We start from the raw sequence: 22,959 nt of genomic DNA on the forward strand, positions 1-22,959 counted from the left end.
GTTGTCTGGTTTTGTGAATGCCTTTTGAAGAATGGATTTGCTTGCGATATGCATCAAAAAATAATCGCTGTTAACCATCAATTTGAGTCAATTAACAAGTAATAAATTTGGTTCTGTGAAGGACAATCTTATTTATCGGATCGTTTTAAACATAGGTTTTGCAAAATTGATAGCAAATATTACGTTGTATAAGTCTACGCTTATGTATGGGGTTATTTAGTATTTTGATAGTAAATGGTGATGTAAAGCCGACAGTTTTGGCACTTTATAGTGATGCTGGGGTGCAAGAATGAAACGCAGTGCTGAGCTAAAAAGTAAATATTCAATCAAGTTCATTGTAAGTAGCATGTTCATGTTAGTGGCGGCACTTACGGCGATCTTCGCTTTGGGTATGCAGTATTACTTTGGGCAGAAAATGTCGCAGGAGCACGTCATCTCAAGGTTGAGTACGGCGGCGGCAGATGTAAGTGAATACATTCACCAAGTCGATAGCAATGCGATCAGCAGTACAAGAATGCTCAAGAGCTTTCTTTCTATGTCTGACCACAACTTTTCTGAAAAAGAAATCCTCACCTTGTTTGCTCAGGTTTTGGATGAAAACCCGTTCATTCAAAGCTTGTATGTGGGTAGCGAGAATGAAGATTTCTTTCAAATCATCAACCTAAAAACCTCGGTAACGATTCGCGATAAGATGAGCGCCGATGCGGTAGATCGCTGGGCCATCGCTAAAGCCACTGGGATTGGTCCGGATAGACAAATGATCGTGTCTTACGTGGATAGCAACTTTAATGTGAATCGAACCGTTGCGAGCAAAACGTCATTTTATCCTACCCGCAGACCATGGTTTATCGGGGCGACAGAAACAAACGTCTATAAGACCGAACCTTACCTGTTTAAAAATATGAAGGTTACGGGGCAGAGCTATGCGATCCGCAGTGGTAAAGATGTTATCGGTATCGATATTGAACTGTCGACACTGAACTCAAAAATCGCTTCAACCGCGCTGGGTATGAGTTTAGAAAGTGGGGCAGAGTCTTTTATCTTCAACCACAAGGGTGAAGTGATCGCATCGAACATCGATCTAGAACGCGATATCGAAGTGCCACCGTCCGAACCATTGACGCTGACTGAGCCTCAGCGTGCGCTTGTGATGAACTCTCCCGCATTATTGGTCTCGAACCAAAACGACTGGGGACCTTATGACTTTTCTCAAGCTGGTGAACCTCAGGGTTATGCCGTCGATTTGTTGAGAATACTCTCTCAGCAAACCGGCTTAGAGTTCGATTTTATCAATGGTTTTGAATCGAACACGCTGTCGAAAAAGTACTTGAGAGGCACCATTGATGTCCTGCATTCCGTGTCTGGAGAAGTGCCTGAGTACGGCGAGCAAAGCGCTACCATGTACACCGCAGACTTGGCGATAGCAGGGAAAAGCCAACGTTTCATTCCTATTTCACTTGAAAATTTTACTGATGAAGTGGGCGTGGTTTGCGGGTTTGGCATGAAGGAGTGGTTACAAGAAAACTACCCTAAGTTGAACATCGTTGAATTTGAAAGTCTAAGTGATGCAAAAGAAGCGCTGGAGAAAGGCGAGATACCTTATTTGGTTGACACCTATTTGACGTTGGATGAGCTGAATGGCTTGGAGAAAACATCGACCGTCACAGTAAGAAAACTGGATGCGAAGCCAGTGCCTTATCACATTTACATAAACCAAAAGCACGCGGGTTTGTTAGAGGTACTCAACCTTGCTATTGAGTCGATTACACCGGAGCAAAGAGAAGCATTAACGCAAAAATGGCTGGAATCAAACCATTGGCGCGGAACGTTTGTGCCATACCCTGAAGTATTTCAACTTTCGAAAGACACGTCTAATTACAACACCATGGTAAGACGAAGCATTGAAGGGCAAAACTACTTTGTTTATGTCACGCCAATCTCAAGCTCCAGCGGTGGTGATGACTACTTTTCGGTGGTGATTCCGAAAGAAATCGTTACCGATGCAGTAACAAAGCGTCTGTTTAACTCGCTGTTGTTTACAGCATTGGTCATGTTAGGTCTTTTCCCTCTTGCTTGGCGACTTGGCACACCAATGACGCGCTCAATTTACGCGTTGAAAGCAAGAACGCGAAAGATCCGTGCTCGTCGCTTCGATAAAGTGTGGCCGATGACGACGCGAGTAAAAGAGATTGATGAACTCTCAGATGCAATGATGGAAATGGTGGCCGAGATTCAGTCACACGAGAAGCAGCAAGAAGAGTTTGTTGAAGCCTTTATTCGCCTTATCGCACAAGCGATCGATGACAAGTCACCATACACCGCCGGGCATTGTAACCGAGTGCCAGAAATCGGCATGATGCTGGCGGAAGCGGCTGAAAAATGTCAAAGCGGTAAATTCAAAAACTTCGCCTTCCAAAATGACGCAGAACGAAGAGAGTTCCGTATCGCGGCTTGGTTGCACGACTGTGGCAAGATCACCACACCTGAGCACATCGTTGATAAAGGCACCAAGCTAGAGGCGAACTACAACCGAATCAATGAAATTCGCACTCGATTTGAAGTGTTACGCAGAGACCTAGAGATCGAATACCTAAACGCCTTGTTGCGTGGCGAGATAGACAAAGACGCAGCAAAAGCCGAGTTTGAAGAAAAAGTACGTCAGCTCAACGATGACTTTGAGTTTATCGCCAATGCAAACATTGGTGGTGAGTTCATGAGTGAAGATAAGATCGAGCGCGTGAAGAAAATCGCTGAGAAAACGTGGTTACGATACTTTGATGACCGCTTAGGTTTGTCACCATTTGAAGAAATGAACAAGCCAACTTCCGACACGCAACTGCCGGTTAGGGAAAAGCTGTTGGAAGACAAGCCAGAACATATCATCAAGCGTATTCGCCCTGTTGAGTTTGCGCCGGAACATGGCATTCAAATGCAAGTGCCAGAGCATCAGTACAACATGGGTGAAGTCTATAACCTGACGATTTCTCGCGGTACGTTGACACCAGAAGATCGCTTCAAAATCAATGAACATATGATCAGTGGCATTAAGATGCTAGAGGCCTTGCCGTTCCCACCAGAGCTAAGCAATGTTCCGCGTTATGCCTCTACTCACCACGAAACGCTGAAAGGGACGGGATACCCTCGTAAGTTGAGTGCGAATGACTTGTCGATTCCAGAGCGGATCCTAGTGATTGCCGATATTTTTGAAGCATTAACGGCGGGAGACCGACCTTACAAGAAAGCGAAGCCAGTGAGTGTGGCTATCGACATTATGTATAAGATGGCGTTGGATGAGCACTTGGATATGGACCTGTTCTTGTTGTTCCTAGAGAGCGGCGTTTACCTCGAATACGCCAAGAAGTTTATGCCAGAAACGCAAGTGGATGAGGTTGGTATTCAAAAGTATCTCTCTCATTGAATCACAATGTTTTAACCCTCCCAAAAACATCAGCTAAGAGCGGTACTTGGTATCGCTCTTTTTTATTGCGTAAAAGTGATCTTTGGCTTGTATGCGACGCAAGTCTCTGAAAAATATTTACTAGACTTGAAAAGTATATGCTTCAGGTTGCTTTGATAAAGCGAGTTGCTGAGTTTGTTGTTGAAGCCATCGGAGGGCTTTATCGCGTGAAGACTAAATCTGGTACCTCTCGTAAATTTTCGATTAAGTTCACCGTCGGGAGTTTGTTTGTAATTGCGACAGCGGTGACGGCGCTGCTTGGACTCGGCATGCAGTACTACTTCGGCAAACAGATGTCGGAAGAACATATCCTGACGCATTTAACCATGACAGCCAAAGACGTCAGCAATCATATCCATCAAATAGATGCTAGTGCGACCAGCAGCGCGGGTATCTTGCGCAGTGTCGCGGACTTCAGTGATACGCAATTCAGTGTGGACGAAATCCAACGAGTGTTCGTTCAAGCGCTCATCGACAATCCCGTTTTTTACAGCATCTATTTTGCCAATAACAATGAGTATTTCTTTCAAGTCATTAATTTAGAATCATTTCCGGAAGTGCGAAGGAGGATTGGGGCAACATCTAACGAACGTTGGGTCATCATTACCATCAAAGGTGATGGCGAAGAACGAATGCGACAAACCATGTATTACTCCGAGTCGCTTGAAGTTGTCCGCCAAACAGAACAGAAAAGTAACTTTTATCCAACTCGCCGACCTTGGTTTGCTAGCGCATCAAGAGACAGTGTTTACAAAACCGATCCTTACCTTTTTCAGCATCTAAAGATCACCGGACAGTCTTATTCTGTGCGTAGTAAAGGCGCTGTTATTGGTGTAGATACAGTCCTCTCGTCGTTGAGCGAAAAGATCAGTGCCACCGAACTTGGAATGAAAAAGGACGACAGCGTTGAGGCGTTTATTTTTAATAACCGCGGAGAAGTTGTTGCATCTAACATCAATGTTTTTCATGAAGTGGATATTCCTGATTCATCGCTTTTGGTGTTAAGCGAGCCACAAAAAGCCTTGCTAGACGACCGAGAGTTTGTGGTTTCGAATCAAAACGACTGGGGACCTTACGACTACACCCAAAGTGGCGAACCTAGTGGTTATGTTGTTGATGTACTCAACCTGATTTCACAGAAAACGGGCATGAGGTTAGAGTTCGTTAATGGTTTCAGCTCAATAGAGTTGGAAAAGAAATATCGCAGGGGAGAGATTGATATCCTCCAGCCAGTGCTTGGTACTCCGGCAGAGTTAGGTATCAAAAGTGACACTCTTTTCATCGGGCAGCTCGCAATTGCAACTAAAACAACCAATCCAATGCCTACATCATTAAGGGAATTAGGTGATGAAAGCGTTGGTGTGGTGGCGGGTTTTGGTATGAAAGAGTGGCTGCTTAAACGCTATCCGTCACTGAATATTGTCGAGCAGCCGAATCTCGATTTAGCGAAGCGAGCGCTGCATATGGGGGATATTCAGTACCTTGTAGACAGTTACTTAACCATGGTTGAGATGAAGCGGTTAGTGAAACTGACCAATGTTCATGTCGGGTTGCTCAACGCGCCACCTTTGGAGTTTTCTCTGTTTATGAAGGAGAAAGATAAAGATGTGGTCGAGCTGATTAATCAAGCGATCACAGCTATTTCACCCGAGCAAAAAGTGGCGTTGCAAGAAAAATGGCTCAAGCCACATCAATGGAGGGGGAGTTTTGTCCCTTATCCAGAGGTCTATGAGGCAGTGATTCAGAAAGACAAACATGACACGATGAACAAAGTGACCATTGATGGTGAAAGTCGATTCCTCTACATCACCAAGTTGTATTCGACTCGTGGCACGATCGATTACTTTGCTGTGATCGTTTCTGGCCAAGTAGTGACGGATGCGGTGACAAGTAGATTGTCTAAAGCGATTGCTATTACGGCGTTCGCAATGATGATTCTCTTCCCATTGGCGTGGAGGGTGGGTTCGCCAATTGTGCGCCCAATTGTTGCGCTGAGAAAAGAGACCATCAAAATCAAAGACCGTCAGTTTGATAAACTCGTCCCGGTAGAAACGCGTATCAAAGAAGTCTCTGACTTGTCCGATTCGGTCACCGAAATGACGCAAGAGATTCAGCATCACGAGCAACAGCAAGAAGAGTTTGTTGAAGCTTTTATTCGCCTTATTGCGCAAGCGATCGATGACAAGTCTCCTTATACTGCGGGGCACTGTAATCGTGTTCCAGAAATTGGCTTGATGTTGGCAGAGGCAGTAGAGAAGTGCGACACAGGCAAGTTTAAAGACTTTAAGTTCAACAATGACGATGAACGACGAGAATTCCGTATCGCGGCTTGGTTACATGATTGCGGTAAGATCACCACGCCAGAGCACATCGTTGATAAAGGTACTAAGTTGGAAGCCAACTACAACCGCATCAATGAAATTCGCACTCGTTTCGAGGTATTAAGACGAGATGCTGAAGTGGAAATGTGGAAGTCGATATCTACTGGTGAACTGTCAAAAGAAGAGGCGCAAGCCAAGTTCGCCCAACGAGTTGCGCAGTTGGACGAAGACTTCCGATTTGTTGCCAACGCCAATGTGGGTGGCGAGTTCATGAGCGACGATAAGATTGAGCGCATTAAACATATCGCGCAGCAAACTTGGTTACGTCACTACGATGATCATCTTGGTCTTTCTCCGTTTGAAGAAATGATTAAGTCAAAATCTGACGTGACGCTGCCCGTGGTTGAAAACCTTTTAGCAGATAAGCCTGACCATATTATTGAGCGCGTTCGCCCAATGGAATTTGCACCTGAGCATGGCATTAAGGTGCAAGTGCCAGAGCATCAATATAACTTGGGTGAAGTGTACAACCTGACCATTTCTCGCGGTACGTTAACACCAGAAGACCGCTTCAAAATTAACGAGCACATGATCAGCGGCATCAAAATGCTCGGTGCACTGCCATTCCCTCCGGAGTTAAGTAACGTGCCGCGTTACGCTTCGACTCACCATGAGACGTTGAAAGGCACTGGCTATCCGCGTCGGTTGAGTGCAGAAGATTTATCAACCCCAGAACGCATCTTGGTGATTGCGGATATTTTCGAAGCATTAACTGCAGGAGATCGACCTTACAAGAAAGCCAAGCCAGTAAGTGTTGCGGTCGACATCATGTACAAGATGGCGTTGGATGAGCATTTGGATATGGACTTGTTCTTGTTGTTCTTAGAAAGCGGTGTTTACCGTGACTATGCCAACAAGTTTATGCCAGCCGAACAGGTTGATGAGGTGGATATTGAGAAGTATCTGAAGTCCAAATCATCAGACGCGTAAGCCAGCGAGCTTAGAGCCTTGAATCCCTACAGCTTCAAAGAGTGGCGCATTTGTTGCCACTCTTTTTGTATCAGAACTTGGTAGCGTGTTGGTAAATCAATGTTGCTTGGGGTAGGCAGCAGTTCTGCCGCTACTTGTAACGAGAGACCAGCAAAGGGATGTTGATCGTGGCAGCTGAGCAAGGTCATTGCCAAGGCATAGAAATCATCGTTCTTACTTGCCTGACCGATTCGCAGACAAGGGCGGGTCGCACTATAGGCTCGGCTAACGGTTGTATGTGTATGCTCTCGGTATTTAGCATCAATTTGAATCACACTGCCAAAGTCGATAAGCCGAACTTGGTTCTTTGACGTCACGATGACGTTATGTGGCTTGATATCGCCATGCAGATAACCGGTTTTATGCAGGTTTAGTAAAGCGAATTCAAGCTTGGTTATTAAGTCTTGCGGTAATAAATCAGGTTCTATTGCGTTAAGTGTTTTGCCTTCCAGATATTGGCTCATTAACCAGTCGGCGTGGTTTTGCGAGCCATAACCGTGAAAGTTTGCCCAGTAATCCGACGCGTATTTAGATAGAAAGTCCGCTTCAGCCATCAAGGCCCGTTTCTCAGCCAAGCTGCGCGCTACCTTGATGACCACAGAACCATAAAGTTTGTGCTCGCACTGAAACACGTTTTCGCTCAAAGGCGCTACATAAGTAACGCCACAGGCTCTAAACAGGGTTTGGTTGGCGAACGTGTTCATCACTAAATGCTCGCAGGTAACACAAAGCCCGCAAAGAAGTTCGGCACGAACGGATTGTTCTGACCTTGAGTTTTAATCGTTAAACGAACCTTATCGCCATTGTAATCAAACTCAAGTTGGGTGCTTTGCGAAGAGGTTGAAGTGACGCGCGGCTCAATCAAGCGGAACCATGCCCAACTGCCTTTAAACTGCTCATTGGCAATCGGCGTTGCTTGTTTTTGTAGACGCACCGTTAGTGCATCTTGCGCGACAGAATCACCTTTCCAGCTTTGCTGTGTCCACAGCATCGGACCGTGTTGATAGGTGAAAATCGGTTTTTCAGCACGAATGGAAAACTCAGTTAGCGCCGAGCTCATTTCTGTTGGTTTCATCTGGAATTGAATCGCAACGTTTTTCGGGTCAGTTAAAAACAGGGCAGAGCGAATGTCTTTGGCTTTATCAAACATCAGCCAAATCGCAGGATCTAACGCAAAGCCAGTATTTGGCAATAAGCCGGACATAAACGGCGCTCGTTGCTCTGTTGAGAAACCTTTCAACATGGTTTGATAGAAGGTGTCCAATGTGCCATCGGTTTTAAAGAAGGCAGCAACATCCGCCGTGCTTGCATCGCTGTTGGCACTTTTCTTAAACGGGTAGAAAGCCGCGATGGTGTTTTCATAAGGCTGGTAGACTTCGCTGTTCCACATACTATTAAGATATTGATGAGCTAAGTTCATCACCAACTCATTGGTTTGCACTGTCACATAGCCAATCACTTCACCGGATAGCGGTGGCTGGGAATCGGTCAATGACGCCAACTGTGCGACCGGATTTTGCGCTTTTAAACCTGCAGATAACGTTTCGTAAGCCACTTTGTCTGGCGTGTTGGATTTGTAAAACTGATCGAGCCATTTTGCCGTGTTAGCGAAACCTTCCAGAACGGTATCTATTGGTCTCTTACCCTGATCGTCTGGCGTCACTTGTTTGTGGAAATCATTAAACGTCAGTGTGATTTGTCGGGCGGATTCTTTCTTCTCGTTGTCTTGCGCAGCATCGGCAATCTCTTCATCGGTTTTCTTCTTCGCATCTTTTGGCTCAGGTAGAAGAACCGAAGTATAGTTTCTGATGGTGGTGAACAGCTTAGACATTGGATTGTTTGAGGCATTGTTTAGCACGTTCAAGCTTGCATTTAACTGCTCAGAACCGGAAATGGTTTTCACCTCGATGCTGTTAATAAAATCTCGCCAGTAATTGATGTAATCGTTCTGATACATACGCTTCAAATCGTGGCTGATTCTATGCATCTCTAGCGCGCTTGGTGCTTGCCCTGCGATGCCCTCATAAGCGGATAACGCTTCGATAAGAAGAGGGGATTCCACCGAAAGATCCAACTCGTTAAAGCCAGTCGGTGTGTACAAGAAAGGCACGAAGTAACCCACGTAACCAGGTTTGAATTGGTATATTTGGTTGAAGTTGGAGCCAAGTTCTTTACGCACATCGATACGTTTCTCGTACGCATGATCGTTCAAAATGTGTTGGTAGAGTAGCGTCTCTATGTTGGACTGATTGATGACTTGCTTCGCCAGCCCTTCAAGTTCTTGATTGGCAGTTGTCGCCACCAAGTGCTGGTTAAACACATCGTCGAGCAACACTTTAAGCTGAGCGACGTTAGTTTTGTCTGCTTCGCCTTGGTGCTCTAAGTTTGCTAGGAAGTAGCTTTTGAGCTCTTCAATGTTGGTGCGATTTTTATCAAACAACAGTCGATAGTCGTTCAGCAATTCGAGCGTTCTGGCTTGATCTTCCAAGTTCACATACACATACAAATCGCTCTCAATGGTGTGTGCCATGGAAGGGATCAGTACTTGTTGCAGCTCTTTGGTGTAAGCCGCTTCAACTTCTGGCTTGATGGTCGCAGTCGGTAGGAATGGCAATGTATACCAAGGTTCAGGCTCCTGATATAGCGCGTAAATGCGATGCATGGTGTAAAGGTTCGGAATGTTGCCCACCAAATCTTCTTTGCTGTATGGCTGTGCTGCGATCGCTTCTTTGTAACGCTCTAACATACCATCGGCTTTGGCTTCACGATTGGTTTGATAATCGAAGTCGAGCTTGAGGATCGTCAGTGTACCAATCAATAAACTGAGCCAAATTAGGGTGTATGAGGTTTGGCTGAACCACAACCAATTCTCTTTATGGCGGTTAACCCCGACTAAAGTGTTTTCATTTAGCACGACATGAGACATCAAATGCTGGGCAAACAAGGTTTGTTGAACGGGCATTTGTTGGTGTTGCTGATATTGCTCATTGCCGAGGGACTGATTGACCACGTTCGCCAGTAAATCATGCTGCGCGAAATCACTGCCACTGTGGGTAAAGTAGAAGCCGCGGAAGTTGAGCCCATCTGTGTATTGGTCACCTCGATGCAAGCGTTGTAAGAAATGCCACAAATTCTGTTTAAGCAAACCAAATTGGTAAGGAGCCCCACAAATGGCATTGCGGAAATCTTGGTTAAGCTGCGCTCCCAACGCGTTACTCATGTTCGAAATCAGCTGACCAATGAGGTGGTCGTATTCGTCATTGAACCAATCGGCATCAATGCCACCATGTTTTTGCACTGGGCTGGTGGCGCCGAACACTTCATTGCGTCTCGCTTCATCAAACGCAGAAAAGAACTGACAGAAATCGCTCACTTGACCCATGTTGGTTAGGACATTGTAGACAGGTAAGTTCAAACCAAATGAACGATTGAATGCTTTGATTTGCGATTTCAATTGGTCGGCTTTTTGTGAAAGGGTTTCACTATTACCTACTAACTGTTCAATTTCTGTGGTTAGCAACAAGCCGTTAATCGCTTGTCTCGGACGCCATTTATTGAGGCACTGGCACAGTGTTTTTAAGTAAAGCGGTTGTTGATCTTCGCCCATGCTGACGGAAATCAGAATTGAGTGTTCACTGAGCCAAAACAGAATCGGAAACTCAATGTCGTTGCCAAAGTCATCCACCTTATAAGCTTCGTAACCCATCTGCGTGATGATGCTTTTGTCTTTGCTCGGGTTGTCACTGAGTAAGACATAAATCGGCTGATCGTAACGGCTGGTTAAGCGCTTTTTACGTTTTTGTACGCCGAGCATTTTCTTGAAGTGGAAAGCGAGTAACTTGGAGCGTTTGATAATTAGTGCACGCTCTTGGTCTTGCTCAAGACTCTTTTTCACCTTGCGGTTGATTAACCAAAAGCAAAGCCCAGCAGAGAGCAGTGCCACAATGGTTGTCGTGATGACGCCTGTCCATAAGAAATCAGGATACGCAACAAACCAAGTCAGTAAGCCGCCTAAGGTTGCCAGAAGCAGAAGGGTAACAAGGCCCCAAATGATTGCCTTTTTTCTTGTTGGTGTGTTTGGGTTGTCTTGCGTCATCGTGACTCAACCTCGCTTTGTTTGTTTTTGTTATGCACCACTAAGCCGTTGACGTTGGCATTCTCTCGATACCAGTTATTGATGGATTTCGCTTGTTCTGAGTTGTCACATCGAACAATGACGCGAACGTAGGAGTTGATGTTATCCGCGACAGGTTGATAGTTGGATGTCGGCAGTTGGGCGATAAACTTCTCGGCGTTTTTAAGGTTAGAGAAGGTCGCAAGTTGCACCAGCCAATCAGTGTCCGCTACAGGGCTCGTGACTAGAGCGCTCGTCGTCTCTGGCGTTGAAGTTTTCGCTTGTGGCGTCACGGCTTTTGGTTGGCTCGGGATTGGACGAGGTGGTTGAGTGGTGTTTACCGCGACTTTATTGCCTTTTAAATCATCGTCAGTGCTGACATAAACGATGTCTTCCGCACGACCAGATTCAATATAGCGTTGGCTGTACTCACCAAGCTGGACAAAATCTCGTGCCCGCTGTGGTTTGGTTTTGTTGTACCAGAAATAGGTCAGAGCAACGCTCAAACCAATGATAGTTAGGAAAAATAATGTGGTGACAAGGTAACGTTTCTTGCGCGTTGGTTTACGTGTTTTAGGCACCGAAACCTTAGTATGACAATAGATTCCACCGGCTTGTCGGTACTGACTTAAAATCTGCTCTAAGCGGTAGGTAAAACTCTTTAGCTGTTCGCTGCCCGTTTCGCGGTACTGACCTTTAAACCCGATATTGAGAAACAGATAAACCACTTCTAATAAGTCGATCAGCTTGTGCGGTTGGCGCGCTGCTTTCTCTGCCACAGTAAAGAAAAGCTCACCACCGTTGCGCATACCAAACAGTTCACTGAGTAAGGTTTTGTTCTCCCATCCGCGTTTTTCACCCCAGTCGGTGTAGACAATCAACTCATCCAAAACCACGGCATACAGGAAGCACAGCTTGTCGATCACGGCGACTGGGTAGGTCAGCTCTGCGCCTTTGGTTTTGATTTCATTGATGGAAGCCACCAGTTGATGCCTGAGCGTGGTGATGTCTTCGGGCTCCGGCAAGGTGTTGATCTTGAGCGTGACAACCAGTAACTCAGAACTGATGTTGATCAGCTGATTCTCGGCTTTATCGAAATGATGTAAGAACCCTATGTTGGCTTGAGCAGCGTTGACCGAATGCCACTTTACGTCTGGCATGTCGATGTCTTTACTCACGAAGTCGTTTTCGCTGCTATCCCAAACTAAGGTGTCTTCATCCAAATAGTTCATAACTTACTACCTCAGTGCGTACAGCATCACTTCTAGGTCGCCTACACGTGTATCGACGTGCAGCGCAAGTGCATCGCGGTTTTCAATCATTTCTAACCAATTGCGGTCTGACGTATCCACTTCAAAATACGCTGTGCCTTGCATCGGTTTTAGTTCGCTTGGCGCAACAGGAAGCGGCGTCAGTTGCACGCCAGAAAGGGCATTACGCACAATCTCGACAATCTTGTTATTGCTGCTGAGTTTGGCAGCCGCAGGGAACAATTCGTTGAGCTCGGTGCTGCTGACGTTGGAGCGGACACTAAGAACGAATCGGCGATCGGACAGGTTGTGACCATCTTTTACCAATGTACGCAGCAAGCGGCGTCGCTCAAACAACGAAGTGTCAAATGCAAACTCAATCACTGAGTCTTGTTGAACCAGCGTGAGCATATTGCGTAGATTCGAAAAAAGCGGATTAAAGCAATCGTACAGACGAAGGAAATCCAACGGTTGGCAAGGCTCTGGAATTGCGGGTGTGGACGCCATGACTTGCGCTTCAAACTTACGTAGCTCCAAATAAAGCTGATGTGTTTGAAACTTTGGATTCGACAAAGATAAATCAAACCACGGAAGCCAAGTGTTGAGTGTTTGCAGCCACAGGTAATCCTGCATCATCGACTGTGGACTCTTTTGCCCTTGTCCGGCTTGAATACGTTTGAGCAAGCTGGTGGCACGGTTGGAGGTGAGGGCATGAATCTCTTTCAAACGCTCAACCAATAACTGTGATGCACCATAATGCAAACACGCAGGAATAAAGGAACGGTCTAGCATCACTTCGCCCGTTTCGCTGCATTCCAATACTTTGGCGAAAGGAATCAGGGTAAAGCCCGAAGTGTCTTCGCCTTCGAGTTTAATCGCTATATTGAGCTGCGCGACGTCCACCTCAACGCTGGCATTCTCAGAGGTTGAAGTATCAAACACATTGATGGTGCGTGTGAGATAGCGGCTTTGTTCCGATTCATCATTGGCGTAATCATTATTGCCTTGCAGAGAGACGGGCAGTGCTAAGTAAGCCATTTTCTCAATCGTACCGTGCGGCACATCTCTGGCGACTTCGCGTTTCAGTTCGAAATGCGTGCCATCTGGGAACAAACCCGCGCTAGAAGAGACGGAAAGCTTGCCAATTTTAAGTAGATCGTGATTGATCACCAAGTCGGTCACACCATAGTAAGGGGCATAACCAGCAAGCGTTTCGACGTTTTGTCTGACGTAGTTTTGTGTGTATCTGTCTTGTTGTTGAAAGTGTTGTGGGGCAATGAACATGCCTTCTTGCCAAACGACTTTTTTGTATGCGTCCACGAGATTTCCCTATCTACTGAATCGAGTTAAAAGACATCCCACCAAGGTGAATCTGGTGTCACGGTTTGCAATGCTGCTTTGTTACCGCTGATCTTTAACTGGATATATTGTTCTTCTTCCTGAGGCGTGGTTGTCACTACCGTCGCCGTGCTTGCATCATATTCGGCAAATTCCACCAATACGCCGATGTATTGAGTGGTCTTGTTGATGTCTAAGGTTTGTTTGCTGTTACTGTCTGGCATTACCACGGGCAGCACTTGCTTCGACACCAAGTTTGCGCCCAAAAGGCTTACGTCATCGTTGTACAAATCGATAAACGGCAATTGCTTAAACTGCTGGGCATCGGTTAGTTGATACAAGCGCACCACCACGGGATTGGTACTGTTGTTGACACTTGGGTTGATCGTCTTCTCGGCGCTCACCGCCAATTGATATTGCGTGACAACCGGTGTTGGGTCAGATGAACATCCCACCAAAGCGAAAGCGAGTAAACTAAGCCAAATCTTCATCAGCTTTCCTCGCTTTGCTTTTGCATGTTTTCCATAAACATCGCTTTAAATTGACGACGAAAATCACCGTTATCTTGTCGATGTTGGAAGTGCTTGCGGTAGATTTTCCAATACTTCTTGTCTTTGCTGCTGAACAGTCCGCCAGACACAAACTCGCTAAATTGATTCTCTAGTTGGTTCGGCGCGAATTCGTTGAGGAACTGATCGAGTGTTTTGTCCAACGCATCAAACAAAGCATCATGTGCAAGCGGTGGGTTGCGAAGGTATTGTTGATTCTTCTCGGTAATCGTAATCAGCTTTTCGATGGAGGCTTCCAGCTCTGATGTTGGATGATGATCGCCCGGAAGATACTCAATCTCCGTGGAACGCTCCATTGCTTGTTGCTGTTTCGACACTTCATCCACTTCAAAGTGATCCGCCAGTTCGTTATCGTCGATGTCTTCAAACGGGTCGGAAGAGAAGGGGTCATCGCTCATTACATTTTGGTGAGAGTAATGAACTTCCGATTTCACGGGTTCGACGATATCTCCTTCATCGAGAAAATCGACATTGTCTTCCAGTTGCAGGTCGAACTTAGTCGCAAAGAGGTCATCGGATTGCTCTTCGACAGGCGCTTTGCTCGACGTGAGTGTTGATACCAGCATCGAATAGCTTTCGATCTTTAAAATGTCGCCATCGTTGAGTGGGTAATCTTTATCTCTCACCATGGCTTTATCGTTGAGGCGAGCCAGGTTCTTGCCGGTACTCTTCACCAAATAACCTGTTTCAGTGAGACGAATTTGTCCGTGAATACGCGAGATGCGTTTTGATTGATCGGGCAATGCCACTTCACAAGAAGCAGAACGCCCAAACTGCCCGCCAGACTCGGGCAGATAGATGACTCTTGAAGTCACCACCTCTTCAGAGGGTACAGAAATCAAATGTATGCTGATCGCCACTTGTTATCCCTCGCATTTAGCCAACGCTGTGTTGAAAGCGGTTAAGAAACCAGAATATTTGTCCAAAAAGCGATTAGAGAAATACACGCCCATTGGTTTGGTTTCGAATACTTGAGAATAGAAGTAATCGCTTGGAAGAGAGGCTTGGCTGATTTCCGTGTGGAACACTCGTTCATCTTCCAGTGCGACGTCAATTTCTCTTTGTTTTAAAAGCCTTAGTAAAACCTTAGCATCTCGTGGCTGCTTAACGACGTTGTATCCATTACGTTTCAGCCAAAACCATGTGCTTGAGCCAAATTCTGCCGAGAACTTAAGGTTCAACTTTGACAAATCATCAAGCTTAGGCTCTACACCGGGACCAAAATACCAACGCAGTTTTTGCTCGGTAATGGGAGCAGACAACGTTGCGTAGCTGTCGTGTTCTCTGGTTTTCGGCGAGACGAAAAAGCCATGTTGTTGACCACTGTGCACGTGAAGCTGTGCGTCAGACCATTCCGTCATGGTCAGTTGGTAAGGTTGTCCCATTTCGCCAAGCGCGCATTTGACGCGATTAAGCGCAAACCCATCCATGTTTTGATTCTGGTGAGTTTGGTACGGTGCCCATTTGTGAGTCGCAAGCAGCAATCGGTCGGGACCAATCCAAACTTGCGCCCATACTTCGAACGAAAATAGGGCACCAAGCAAAATAAACAGCGATGAAACCAGCTTGGTTATTTTGCGGAAAAAGCTCACCCCACAGCTGACCGCCGCCTCTTGAACAAGAATCGAGGTGGTGACGAGATGGGGTGAATGTACGCTTCTAAACATCATGATTCGTTACTACTGAATATCCAGTTCAAAGCCCTGTGGCGTCGACGCTGCGGTCACCGTCACTTGGCTAATCGGTTGTTGTGCGCTCAGACGCGCGATGCATTCTTCTGCCAACTTCGGCATCAAAGAGCGGTTAATGATTTGCTCAACCGCGCGACCACCTGTCGTAGGGTCGGTGTTTTTGCTGACAACCAAATCCACAAAACCTGCATCCCACGTAAAGCTCGCTTGATACTGTTCTGCCAGTTTTTTACGAATGCGGTTTAGCGCGATTTCGGTGATCTTCGCCAACTCATCATCGTTGAGTGGGTAATAAGGCACGATGGTAGTACGTCCAAGGAATGCAGGTTTGAAGTAGCGTTGTAGATCGGGACGAATTGCTTCAAGCAGTTCATCGTTGCTGATGCGTTCGGCGTTTTCATCACACACATCGCAAATCGCTTGGTCAGCGGCGTTAGAAGTCATGATGATTAAGGTGTTTTTGAAATCGACCGTGCGACCTTCGCTGTCTTTGATGTGTCCTTTATCGAAGATTTGATAGAAGAGGTCATGAACGCCCGGATGCGCTTTTTCCATCTCATCCAAAAGCAAGACAGAGTAGGGATTGCGGCGAATAGCCTCGGTTAACACGCCACCTTCACCAAAGCCAACATAGCCAGCAGGCGAGCCAAGTAACATGGAGATTTTGTGTTCTTCTTTAAACTCGGTCATGTTGATAACCGTGAGATCGTTGCTGCCTCCGTAAAGTTGCTCAGCCAGCGCCATGGCGGTTTCCGTTTTACCGACACCACTTGGACCACACATTAAGAACACACCGATTGGCTTACGATTATCGGTTAAGCCTGCGCGCGAGATTCGAATCGCTTTTGCCAGTTCTTGCTTCGCCACGTTTTGTCCGATAACGCGCTTATCCAGCTCTGATTCTAGTGACAATAGGCGAGCGATTTCGTCACTCATCATGTTGCCAACGGGAATGCCTGTCCAACCGGAAATGACTTGAGCAATGGTCGCATCATCCACCATCGCATTAACTAACGGTTCTTCACCTTGAAGCGCGTGCAATTGATCGAGAAGGGCATTCAACTGGCTTTGCTGAGTTTCGTCCGGCGTTTCGCTTTCTGTGATGCTTTGTTGTAGCGCTTTAATCTCATCAACCAATGTAATCTCTTGCTCCCAACGCGTTTGGTAGTCAGCTAATAGAGATTGATTGGTGGTGATTTCTTGCTTCAATTCGGCGATCTCTTCTGCGCCTGTGCCAAACAAATCAAACTCTTTCTCTAAAGCAGACTGCTCGTTTTGTTGATAACGAATGGTTTGCTCCAACGCTTCAATCACTTCTGGTTTTGCACCTTGAGTTAATGCAATACGCGCACTAGCCGTGTCGAGCAAGCTGATCGCTTTATCTGGCAATTGGCGAGAAGGTAAGTAGCGAATAGATAGGTTAACCGCGGCATCAATGGCAGATTCTGTGATAAACGCGCCGTGGTGCTTTTGCAATGAAGCCGCAATGCCTCGTAGCATCTGTTTGGCATCTTCTGCATTTGGCTCTTCTACAGTCACGACTTGGAAACGGCGAGTCAAGGCAGGATCTTTCTCAAAGTACTTTTTGTATTCTGCCCATGTTGTTGCGGCAATGGTTTTGAACTCACCACGCGCAAGAGCGGGTTTCAATAGGTTGGCAGCATCGTTTTGTCCTGCTGCACCACCAGCCCCGATAAGCGTATGTGCTTCGTCAATAAATACAATGATTGGTACATCGCTGTTTTTCACTTCATTGATGACGTCTTTAAGGCGGTTTTCAAATTCGCCTTTTACGCTTGCTCCTGCTTGTAATAAACCTAAGTCAAGCGAATGGAGTTGAACGCCTTGCAACGCACTTGGCACTTCATCTGCTGCGATTCTCAGCGCTAAGCCTTCAACGACAGCGGTTTTACCCACGCCCGGCTCACCAACAAAAATAGGGTTGTTCTGGCGTTTACGACAAAGAATGTCGATGGCTTTTCTCACTTCAGAATTACGCCCAGAAATCGGGTCGATATTGCCTTCAATCGCTTGTTGAGTCAGGTTGATGGTGTACTTGCTTAATGCGTCGTTCTCGCTTGCTGTATTTGCGGCTGAACTTGCTCCACCTGTGCTTTGTTGTGTTGCTCGCTTAACCGGCGTTTTGTTGATTAAACCTTGCAGGGACTCGGTCGACACGTTCTGTAGTGATTCGAGATTGTTGCTCGATACGCCCATGACGTTCTGCTGCAACAGCGCTTGAACGAGATGCAGACTGATGATTTCACCATGTCCATAGTTAACGGAGGCAATCATCCAAGCATCTTTAAGCAGTTCTGTCAGTGCATGGCTAAGCGTTGGTTGGCTGTCTTGCACTTTTGGTAGGCGTTCGATGCGATTTGCTAGTTCACTGGCAAGTTGATCTTGGTTGATCTTCTGACTTTCAATCAGCGTTTTTAAGTGCGTGTCTTGCTGATTCAATAGCGTGAGCAGCCAATGTTCCGGCTCAATGGCAGCAACGCCTTGGTTCATAGCTGCACCCGCAGAAGCTTCCAATGCACGTTTTAATTCTGGCGATAACTTGGCGACTAAATTTGTCAGCGTTACTTGTGTCATAACCTTATCCTTGTCTTTTGCGCGATAACCTTCTTTGTCGTCGCGGTGTCTACCCAGCTATTTCAGAAGAATCCGAATCCGCTCTGTAGGTTTACGTTCTGGGGCGAGGCAATCCACTTCACCCAATTTCGCGGCTTGATCTGGTTGAGCAGACAGCCTTGGTTTTTCGAGATACGCACGCTTAACGTTGAGATAAATAGAAATCGGCGTGGCGTCTCGTAAATAATGTTGAATGAGCTGGCGCATGTGGCTCGCCAACTGAGTATCTCGATGAATTTGATGCAGTTCTTTGCGGTTGGCAGGCTGGATACTCACCACCAAATGTTGGTAGTAAGTCATGCACGTTTTGCCAATGAGGAAACCCTGTCCGATTCCGCTGTTATAGTCGTCTTTCTGTCCTAAACGGGTAAGAGAACTAGCGGGTAACTGGCGACGTTCATGGCTCTTAGTCGACACATCGATTTGGTAAGGGAAGTAGTCGTTAAGGATCTGCTCTAACGTTTCTAAGTTACGATGCCCTTGAGCGAACAACAGCGAATACTGGAACAGCGCGCCGTGTTCGTGTTTCAGGTTCGCCAGTTGTTTGAGTAGGTCGGTTTTTTCTTTTGCCAACTCTTTCTGCACCAAGAGGTGAGGAGCGAGTTCTAACTGCGCGGCAAGTTCAAAATGGCGTTGATTGAATACGTCTAAAAAGTCCTTGAGTGCGTGATCGTCGTTATGCAGTGCAAACAACAATTCCTCATAGATGTAGTTTGGGATAACCCCTTGTGCGCCAGATAGTGCTTGCTGTGCAATACGAACTTTGGCGCTATGGTCACTGAACGAAAAGTACTGAATATCGTCGGCATCACCATGAGGCATGGCTTCTGCTTTGAGCTCTAACTTCAGCTTGTGCCCAGAGCGTTTTGCCATTTGCATCAGCAATCGCATTGCTTGAGCAAAGTCGTACTCATGTGGGTTCGCTTTCAAATCGTTAATCAGTGACATCGACATCATCTATCTTCCACGCTACATCGAGCGCTGGCTCCCGTGGATTTTTGGATAACGCCTCGCAATGCCATCTTTGCCATAAAGACGAATTGTGAGCTGAATGTAGCGATCAAAACTACAGAACTGTTGGAAGAAGCGATTCAACACATCGGTGAAAGTCAGATAGTTGCCAGACGTATCGAGAGTGATTTCAATCTCTGTGCCCGGAGAGAAGACATTCTTGCCAAGAATACGCATTGATGAAACCTGCGAGCGCACTTTTACTGACTGAATCATCTGAATTTCATCGCTAACCAACTGGTTGCGGCTACACAATTGCAGCATTTGCTTAAGCTGCTGAGTAGGATCTTCGGAGTGCAAAAGTGACGAGAAGTTACTGTTCAGTAGTCCGATAAATTGCCAGTGCATATTGGCATCAGATTCGCGTTCTATCGGAGCCGACGGCGGGTAGAGAGAATGAAAATCGCCGGGTAAATCGATCGGCTCTAAACAAGTCATCTCACCGTTGATGGTGCATGCTTGTTTGCCATTGGTACAAAGAAGGCGAGTGCCATAGAGTTTATTGAATTCGAGCTCTTGGTTGGCGTTTAGGCTGATCGCCAATCGCAGTTCACCTGTGGAATCTTTTCGGCTTTGCCAGTAATCGCAATGTGGGTCGCTCTGGTAACTGTCTTTAAACAGTGGTGTCAGCAGTTTTTGACCGCTCGACGTAATCTCAAACACATCCAAAATGTCGACCACTTGAATCTCGTTATCGGTATGCGCATCGGCATTAACGGAGATTGTCAAGCTGCGTTGGTCATAACTGGTTGGTTCGCCCGTCTGCTCGAAGAGGTTAACCGCAGGCACGACATTGAGCTTAAACACTTGATTGTCGAAAAGACGGACAAACTCCATCGGCAAAGAGTGCATAAATAGGTTTAATACCACAGTGGCGCAATCATGTTGCTGACAGGCTTCACCAAAGCCTTTAAGACGGAAGAACTGACGTTTCTCTTTGAAGAAGAAAAATTCGTTCATCAAATGGTAGCCAGAAAATTGATTGCCTTTTTGTGGCAGAAATTGAAACTGCTTATCGCTGATTCGGCTCTTTAGCTGATTGGCAGCCAAGACGGCATGATTCTCACCATTGATGTCGGAAATCGATATTGCACGCGCTTCACTGAGCAGCAGTTCAACCAAGGAATCGGCATTGTTCTCGAAACCTTGAACGAAGAAGTCGAGATCTTCTAACGCTAATTGACTAAAGTGCACATCATCATCGCCAGTAGACAAAGTGAGCTGAATAACGGCGGTCGTTTGTTCACTTCCTTGAGGGCGATTGAAGTCAAAAGGCGCGCTGCTTGCCTTGGTGTCAATCAGTGAAAATGGTGTCGTTTTGAGTTCATCCGTTGTGGTGAACAAACATGTTTTTCCTTGCGATTCGGAAGAAAAGCGTGTGCCTTTGGGAAGCGTCGTGCTGTCTGTGGAAGGCGCGTCGCTGCTCATTTCTAGATACGCCACACTTGGTACCGTTTGAATGTAACTTGGGTAGAGTACGCCAAGTAATCCTTCGACAACTTCAGGGATTTGCTCAGATAAACGTTTTTCAACGTTGGCATTCAGTAGTGCCACGCCATCCAATAAGCGAGCCAAACTTGGATCTTCGATTTGTCCCTGATGAATATTGAGGCGTTGTGCGTGTTCTGGATGTTCAGAACCAAATTGACCGAGGGCTCGGCGAACAAAAGTCAGCTCTTGTTCGTAATAACGCAGTAGAGGATCACTCATACAAATCCTCCTTCATATCGGTGGTCATGTCGCTTAATGAAATCTTGGAATCAAAAATCAGCTCTTTTTCGCCCTGTGCTGTCTTGGCTTTGGCGACGATATTGAACGCGATGGTGTTTTCTCCCGCTTTGCGCTCAACCAGTTCAACCATGACTTGGCTTAGGCGTGGCTCGAAATGTCGAATGTAGTTTTCTAGTTTGAGGGCTAATTGCTGGTGGTCGAGACTCGCGCTCAATAGGTGCACATCCTCGATGCCAAAACGGTAGTTAGAGCGCTGCACTTCGGTTAATCGATCATCAATACTCATCAGTGACGCCTCCGAATCGAACAGACGAGTCAGGTGATATTTGATGTCCTCGATATCATCTCGACGAGTGGTAGGGGCTGTTTGCACAAAGGTACGCCAAAAACTCATTACGCCACCTCATCCAATTCTGTTGTCAGCACCACTTCGCCACTGAAATGGTCGTATTGATACTGCGGGACGATACGCAAAGTACAGACGAAATTACCCGGATGATGGTCAGAGTCGCACACGCTGATCTTTGCAAAACTCAATGGGTATTTTGATAGGGTTTCTTCGTTGGCGTACGCAACGTTACTAGAGAATTTTTCAACCCATTGGGAGAGGAACAACTCACACTCAGCAGCTGTTTTGAAGCTGCCAATCATCTCTCGCACTTGTACTTTGAGATAATGTGCAATACGGCAAGACATCAACGAGGTTTGGATTTGAGTAAGAACTTTCTCATTATCAGACTCGCTGTTGTGCCAAATCGAATTGTTACCATTGAAGTAAAACTTATCGCTCAAAGGACTCTTAGTTAGAGGGATAAAACCGCTGCGACTGTAGAAGGTCGACAGTTGCCCAAACAAAGTCACTTTGGTTTGAGGTTGAATCAGAAAATGGCTATCGCTTTGGCTTTGATTGACCACGGCACCTTGGTTGTTGTCGTTCCAGCGAGATTTCAAGAAGCCAAACCAACTCACGCGTTGATGCTCTCGCATAATGGTGGATACAAACGCAAAGCCCGCATTGCCCCAAAGTCCGTTTTGTTTCTCGTTGTAGATGAATCCTACTTTGGCATTTTGATAACGTGTACGCATACACATTTCTGGCATCACTAAACCGACAAAACGCGCAGAGGACTTACTGCGTAAAGACTGCCACGATTGGTAATCAGGGCTGGCAAGGATCTTCTCGATTCGGTTGATGTCAGAAAGCCAGTCTGCGCCGGATTCGACAAAGAAATCGCGATTAGGAGCAAATAGCATAGGACATAACGTCGCTTCACCCAATCGGCTCAATAGTTCTACGGTGAACAAATCATCGTAGTCAGATTCGAAATCCATATCTGCTGCTACAGGTTGTGTGAACAGCAAGCAACCGAATGGATGTCCGCCCAAGGTGTTTAACTCTTGGTTGCCGATCTTGTTGTACAGCTCAGACGTTTTGGTGCTGTAGGCTTGATTGACGTCGGAAGACACTTCTTCCCAACTCATATTGAGTAGCTTGAGTTGAGTACGTTGGTAATTAACGGGCAGGGTGGCTAAGCCTTGAAGCCCAAGCCAATTGGTTTGCAGTGCCTCAAATTCTGGATGATGCAATAGCTTATCCATTTGTTTCGAGAGTTTATTGTCAATCTCTGCAATCAAGCGCGAAACATGTGTGATAAGCGCATCTGAACTGTCTAGCGCGGAGCGAGACACTTGAGACAGTAAAGAGAGCGCCTCTTGTAAAAAGTCGCTGTCTTTATCGTCTAGCTGTGTAAATTGGGTCTGCCAACCTGAGTGATAAATCTTACTCATACTATCCTTGTGACCTAAATCGAATT

At 46.3% G+C, this 22,959-nt stretch carries 14 protein-coding genes; 2 read left to right on the plus strand and 12 right to left on the minus strand.

The window, feature by feature from the left end; translation table 11 throughout:
• Window positions 1-289 precede the first annotated feature (289 nt).
• The gene (locus tag ATB76_RS16675; protein ID WP_061035758.1) at window positions 290-3,418 is read left to right on the plus strand and encodes an HD domain-containing phosphohydrolase; all 3,129 of its coding nucleotides are present in this window, start codon (window positions 290-292) and stop codon (window positions 3,416-3,418) included.
• A gap of 206 nt (window positions 3,419-3,624) precedes the next feature.
• Window positions 3,625-6,768, plus strand: coding sequence for an HD domain-containing phosphohydrolase (locus ATB76_RS16680; protein ID WP_061035778.1), 3,144 nt, complete (start codon window positions 3,625-3,627; stop codon window positions 6,766-6,768).
• Between the two features lie 26 nt (window positions 6,769-6,794).
• On the opposite strand, the gene ATB76_RS16685 is transcribed toward ATB76_RS16680, so the two are convergent.
• The 12 genes from ATB76_RS16685 to ATB76_RS16740 are packed head-to-tail and all read right to left on the minus strand — an operon-like array spanning window position 6,795 to window position 22,933.
• The gene (locus ATB76_RS16685) at window positions 6,795-7,511 is read right to left on the minus strand and encodes a protein kinase (protein WP_038867554.1); all 717 of its coding nucleotides are present in this window, start codon (window positions 7,509-7,511) and stop codon (window positions 6,795-6,797) included.
• Window positions 7,512-7,513: 2 nt separating this feature from the next.
• The gene (gene tssM, locus ATB76_RS16690) at window positions 7,514-10,903 is read right to left on the minus strand and encodes a type VI secretion system membrane subunit TssM (RefSeq protein ID WP_038867555.1); all 3,390 of its coding nucleotides are present in this window, start codon (window positions 10,901-10,903) and stop codon (window positions 7,514-7,516) included.
• Complete coding sequence (icmH, locus tag ATB76_RS16695) at window positions 10,900-12,153, minus strand: type IVB secretion system protein IcmH/DotU (protein WP_061035759.1); 1,254 nt, start codon at window positions 12,151-12,153, stop codon at window positions 10,900-10,902. Before icmH ends, tssM begins: the two co-directional genes overlap by 4 nt.
• Window positions 12,154-12,159: 6 nt before the next feature.
• Window positions 12,160-13,491 (minus strand): type VI secretion system baseplate subunit TssK, encoded by a 1,332-nt coding sequence (gene tssK / locus ATB76_RS16700; protein WP_061035760.1) that lies wholly within the window; start codon window positions 13,489-13,491, stop codon window positions 12,160-12,162.
• Between the two features lie 26 nt (window positions 13,492-13,517).
• Window positions 13,518-14,000, minus strand: coding sequence for a type VI secretion system lipoprotein TssJ (gene tssJ / locus ATB76_RS16705; RefSeq protein WP_005451918.1), 483 nt, complete (start codon window positions 13,998-14,000; stop codon window positions 13,518-13,520).
• Window positions 14,000-14,938 (minus strand): type VI secretion system-associated FHA domain protein, encoded by a 939-nt coding sequence (locus ATB76_RS16710; protein ID WP_061035761.1) that lies wholly within the window; start codon window positions 14,936-14,938, stop codon window positions 14,000-14,002. The genes tssJ and ATB76_RS16710 overlap by 1 nt, the downstream gene beginning before the upstream one ends.
• 3 nt (window positions 14,939-14,941) lie before the next feature.
• Window positions 14,942-15,745, minus strand: a complete 804-nt coding sequence (locus tag ATB76_RS16715) for an ABC transporter substrate-binding protein (protein WP_240538044.1) — start codon at window positions 15,743-15,745, stop codon at window positions 14,942-14,944.
• 12 nt (window positions 15,746-15,757) lie between these two features.
• Window positions 15,758-18,364, minus strand: a complete 2,607-nt coding sequence (tssH, locus tag ATB76_RS16720) for a type VI secretion system ATPase TssH (RefSeq protein ID WP_061035762.1) — start codon at window positions 18,362-18,364, stop codon at window positions 15,758-15,760.
• A 57-nt stretch (window positions 18,365-18,421) separates the two neighbouring features.
• Window positions 18,422-19,360 (minus strand): type VI secretion system baseplate subunit TssG, encoded by a 939-nt coding sequence (locus tag ATB76_RS16725; protein ID WP_179946846.1) that lies wholly within the window; start codon window positions 19,358-19,360, stop codon window positions 18,422-18,424.
• Between the two features lie 12 nt (window positions 19,361-19,372).
• The gene (gene tssF, locus ATB76_RS16730; protein WP_061035763.1) at window positions 19,373-21,124 is read right to left on the minus strand and encodes a type VI secretion system baseplate subunit TssF; all 1,752 of its coding nucleotides are present in this window, start codon (window positions 21,122-21,124) and stop codon (window positions 19,373-19,375) included.
• Complete coding sequence (tssE, locus tag ATB76_RS16735) at window positions 21,117-21,539, minus strand: type VI secretion system baseplate subunit TssE (protein ID WP_005451929.1); 423 nt, start codon at window positions 21,537-21,539, stop codon at window positions 21,117-21,119. The genes tssF and tssE overlap by 8 nt, the downstream gene beginning before the upstream one ends.
• On the minus strand, window positions 21,539-22,933 hold the full coding sequence (locus tag ATB76_RS16740) for a type VI secretion system contractile sheath large subunit (protein WP_061035764.1): 1,395 nt from the start codon (window positions 22,931-22,933) through the stop codon (window positions 21,539-21,541). Before ATB76_RS16740 ends, tssE begins: the two co-directional genes overlap by 1 nt.
• Window positions 22,934-22,959 lie beyond the last annotated feature (26 nt).

It is taken from the genome of Vibrio sp. MOR3 (assembly GCF_001557775.1).
Classification (GTDB): domain Bacteria; phylum Pseudomonadota; class Gammaproteobacteria; order Enterobacterales; family Vibrionaceae; genus Vibrio; species Vibrio jasicida.

Coding starts and splice junctions, on each gene's coding strand:
- ATB76_RS16725 (WP_179946846.1), bottom strand. CDS start 19,360: ATGATGTCGATGTCACTGATTAACGATTTGAAAGCGAACCCACATGAG.
- ATB76_RS16685 (WP_038867554.1), bottom strand. CDS start 7,511: ATGAACACGTTCGCCAACCAAACCCTGTTTAGAGCCTGTGGCGTTACT.
- tssJ (WP_005451918.1), bottom strand. CDS start 14,000: ATGAAGATTTGGCTTAGTTTACTCGCTTTCGCTTTGGTGGGATGTTCA.
- ATB76_RS16715 (WP_240538044.1), bottom strand. CDS start 15,745: ATGTTTAGAAGCGTACATTCACCCCATCTCGTCACCACCTCGATTCTT.
- tssE (WP_005451929.1), bottom strand. CDS start 21,539: ATGAGTTTTTGGCGTACCTTTGTGCAAACAGCCCCTACCACTCGTCGA.
- icmH (WP_061035759.1), bottom strand. CDS start 12,153: ATGAACTATTTGGATGAAGACACCTTAGTTTGGGATAGCAGCGAAAAC.
- tssM (WP_038867555.1), bottom strand. CDS start 10,903: ATGACGCAAGACAACCCAAACACACCAACAAGAAAAAAGGCAATCATT.
- tssF (WP_061035763.1), bottom strand. CDS start 21,124: ATGAGTGATCCTCTACTGCGTTATTACGAACAAGAGCTGACTTTTGTT.
- ATB76_RS16675 (WP_061035758.1), top strand. CDS start 290: ATGAAACGCAGTGCTGAGCTAAAAAGTAAATATTCAATCAAGTTCATT.
- tssH (WP_061035762.1), bottom strand. CDS start 18,364: ATGACACAAGTAACGCTGACAAATTTAGTCGCCAAGTTATCGCCAGAA.
- ATB76_RS16740 (WP_061035764.1), bottom strand. CDS start 22,933: ATGAGTAAGATTTATCACTCAGGTTGGCAGACCCAATTTACACAGCTA.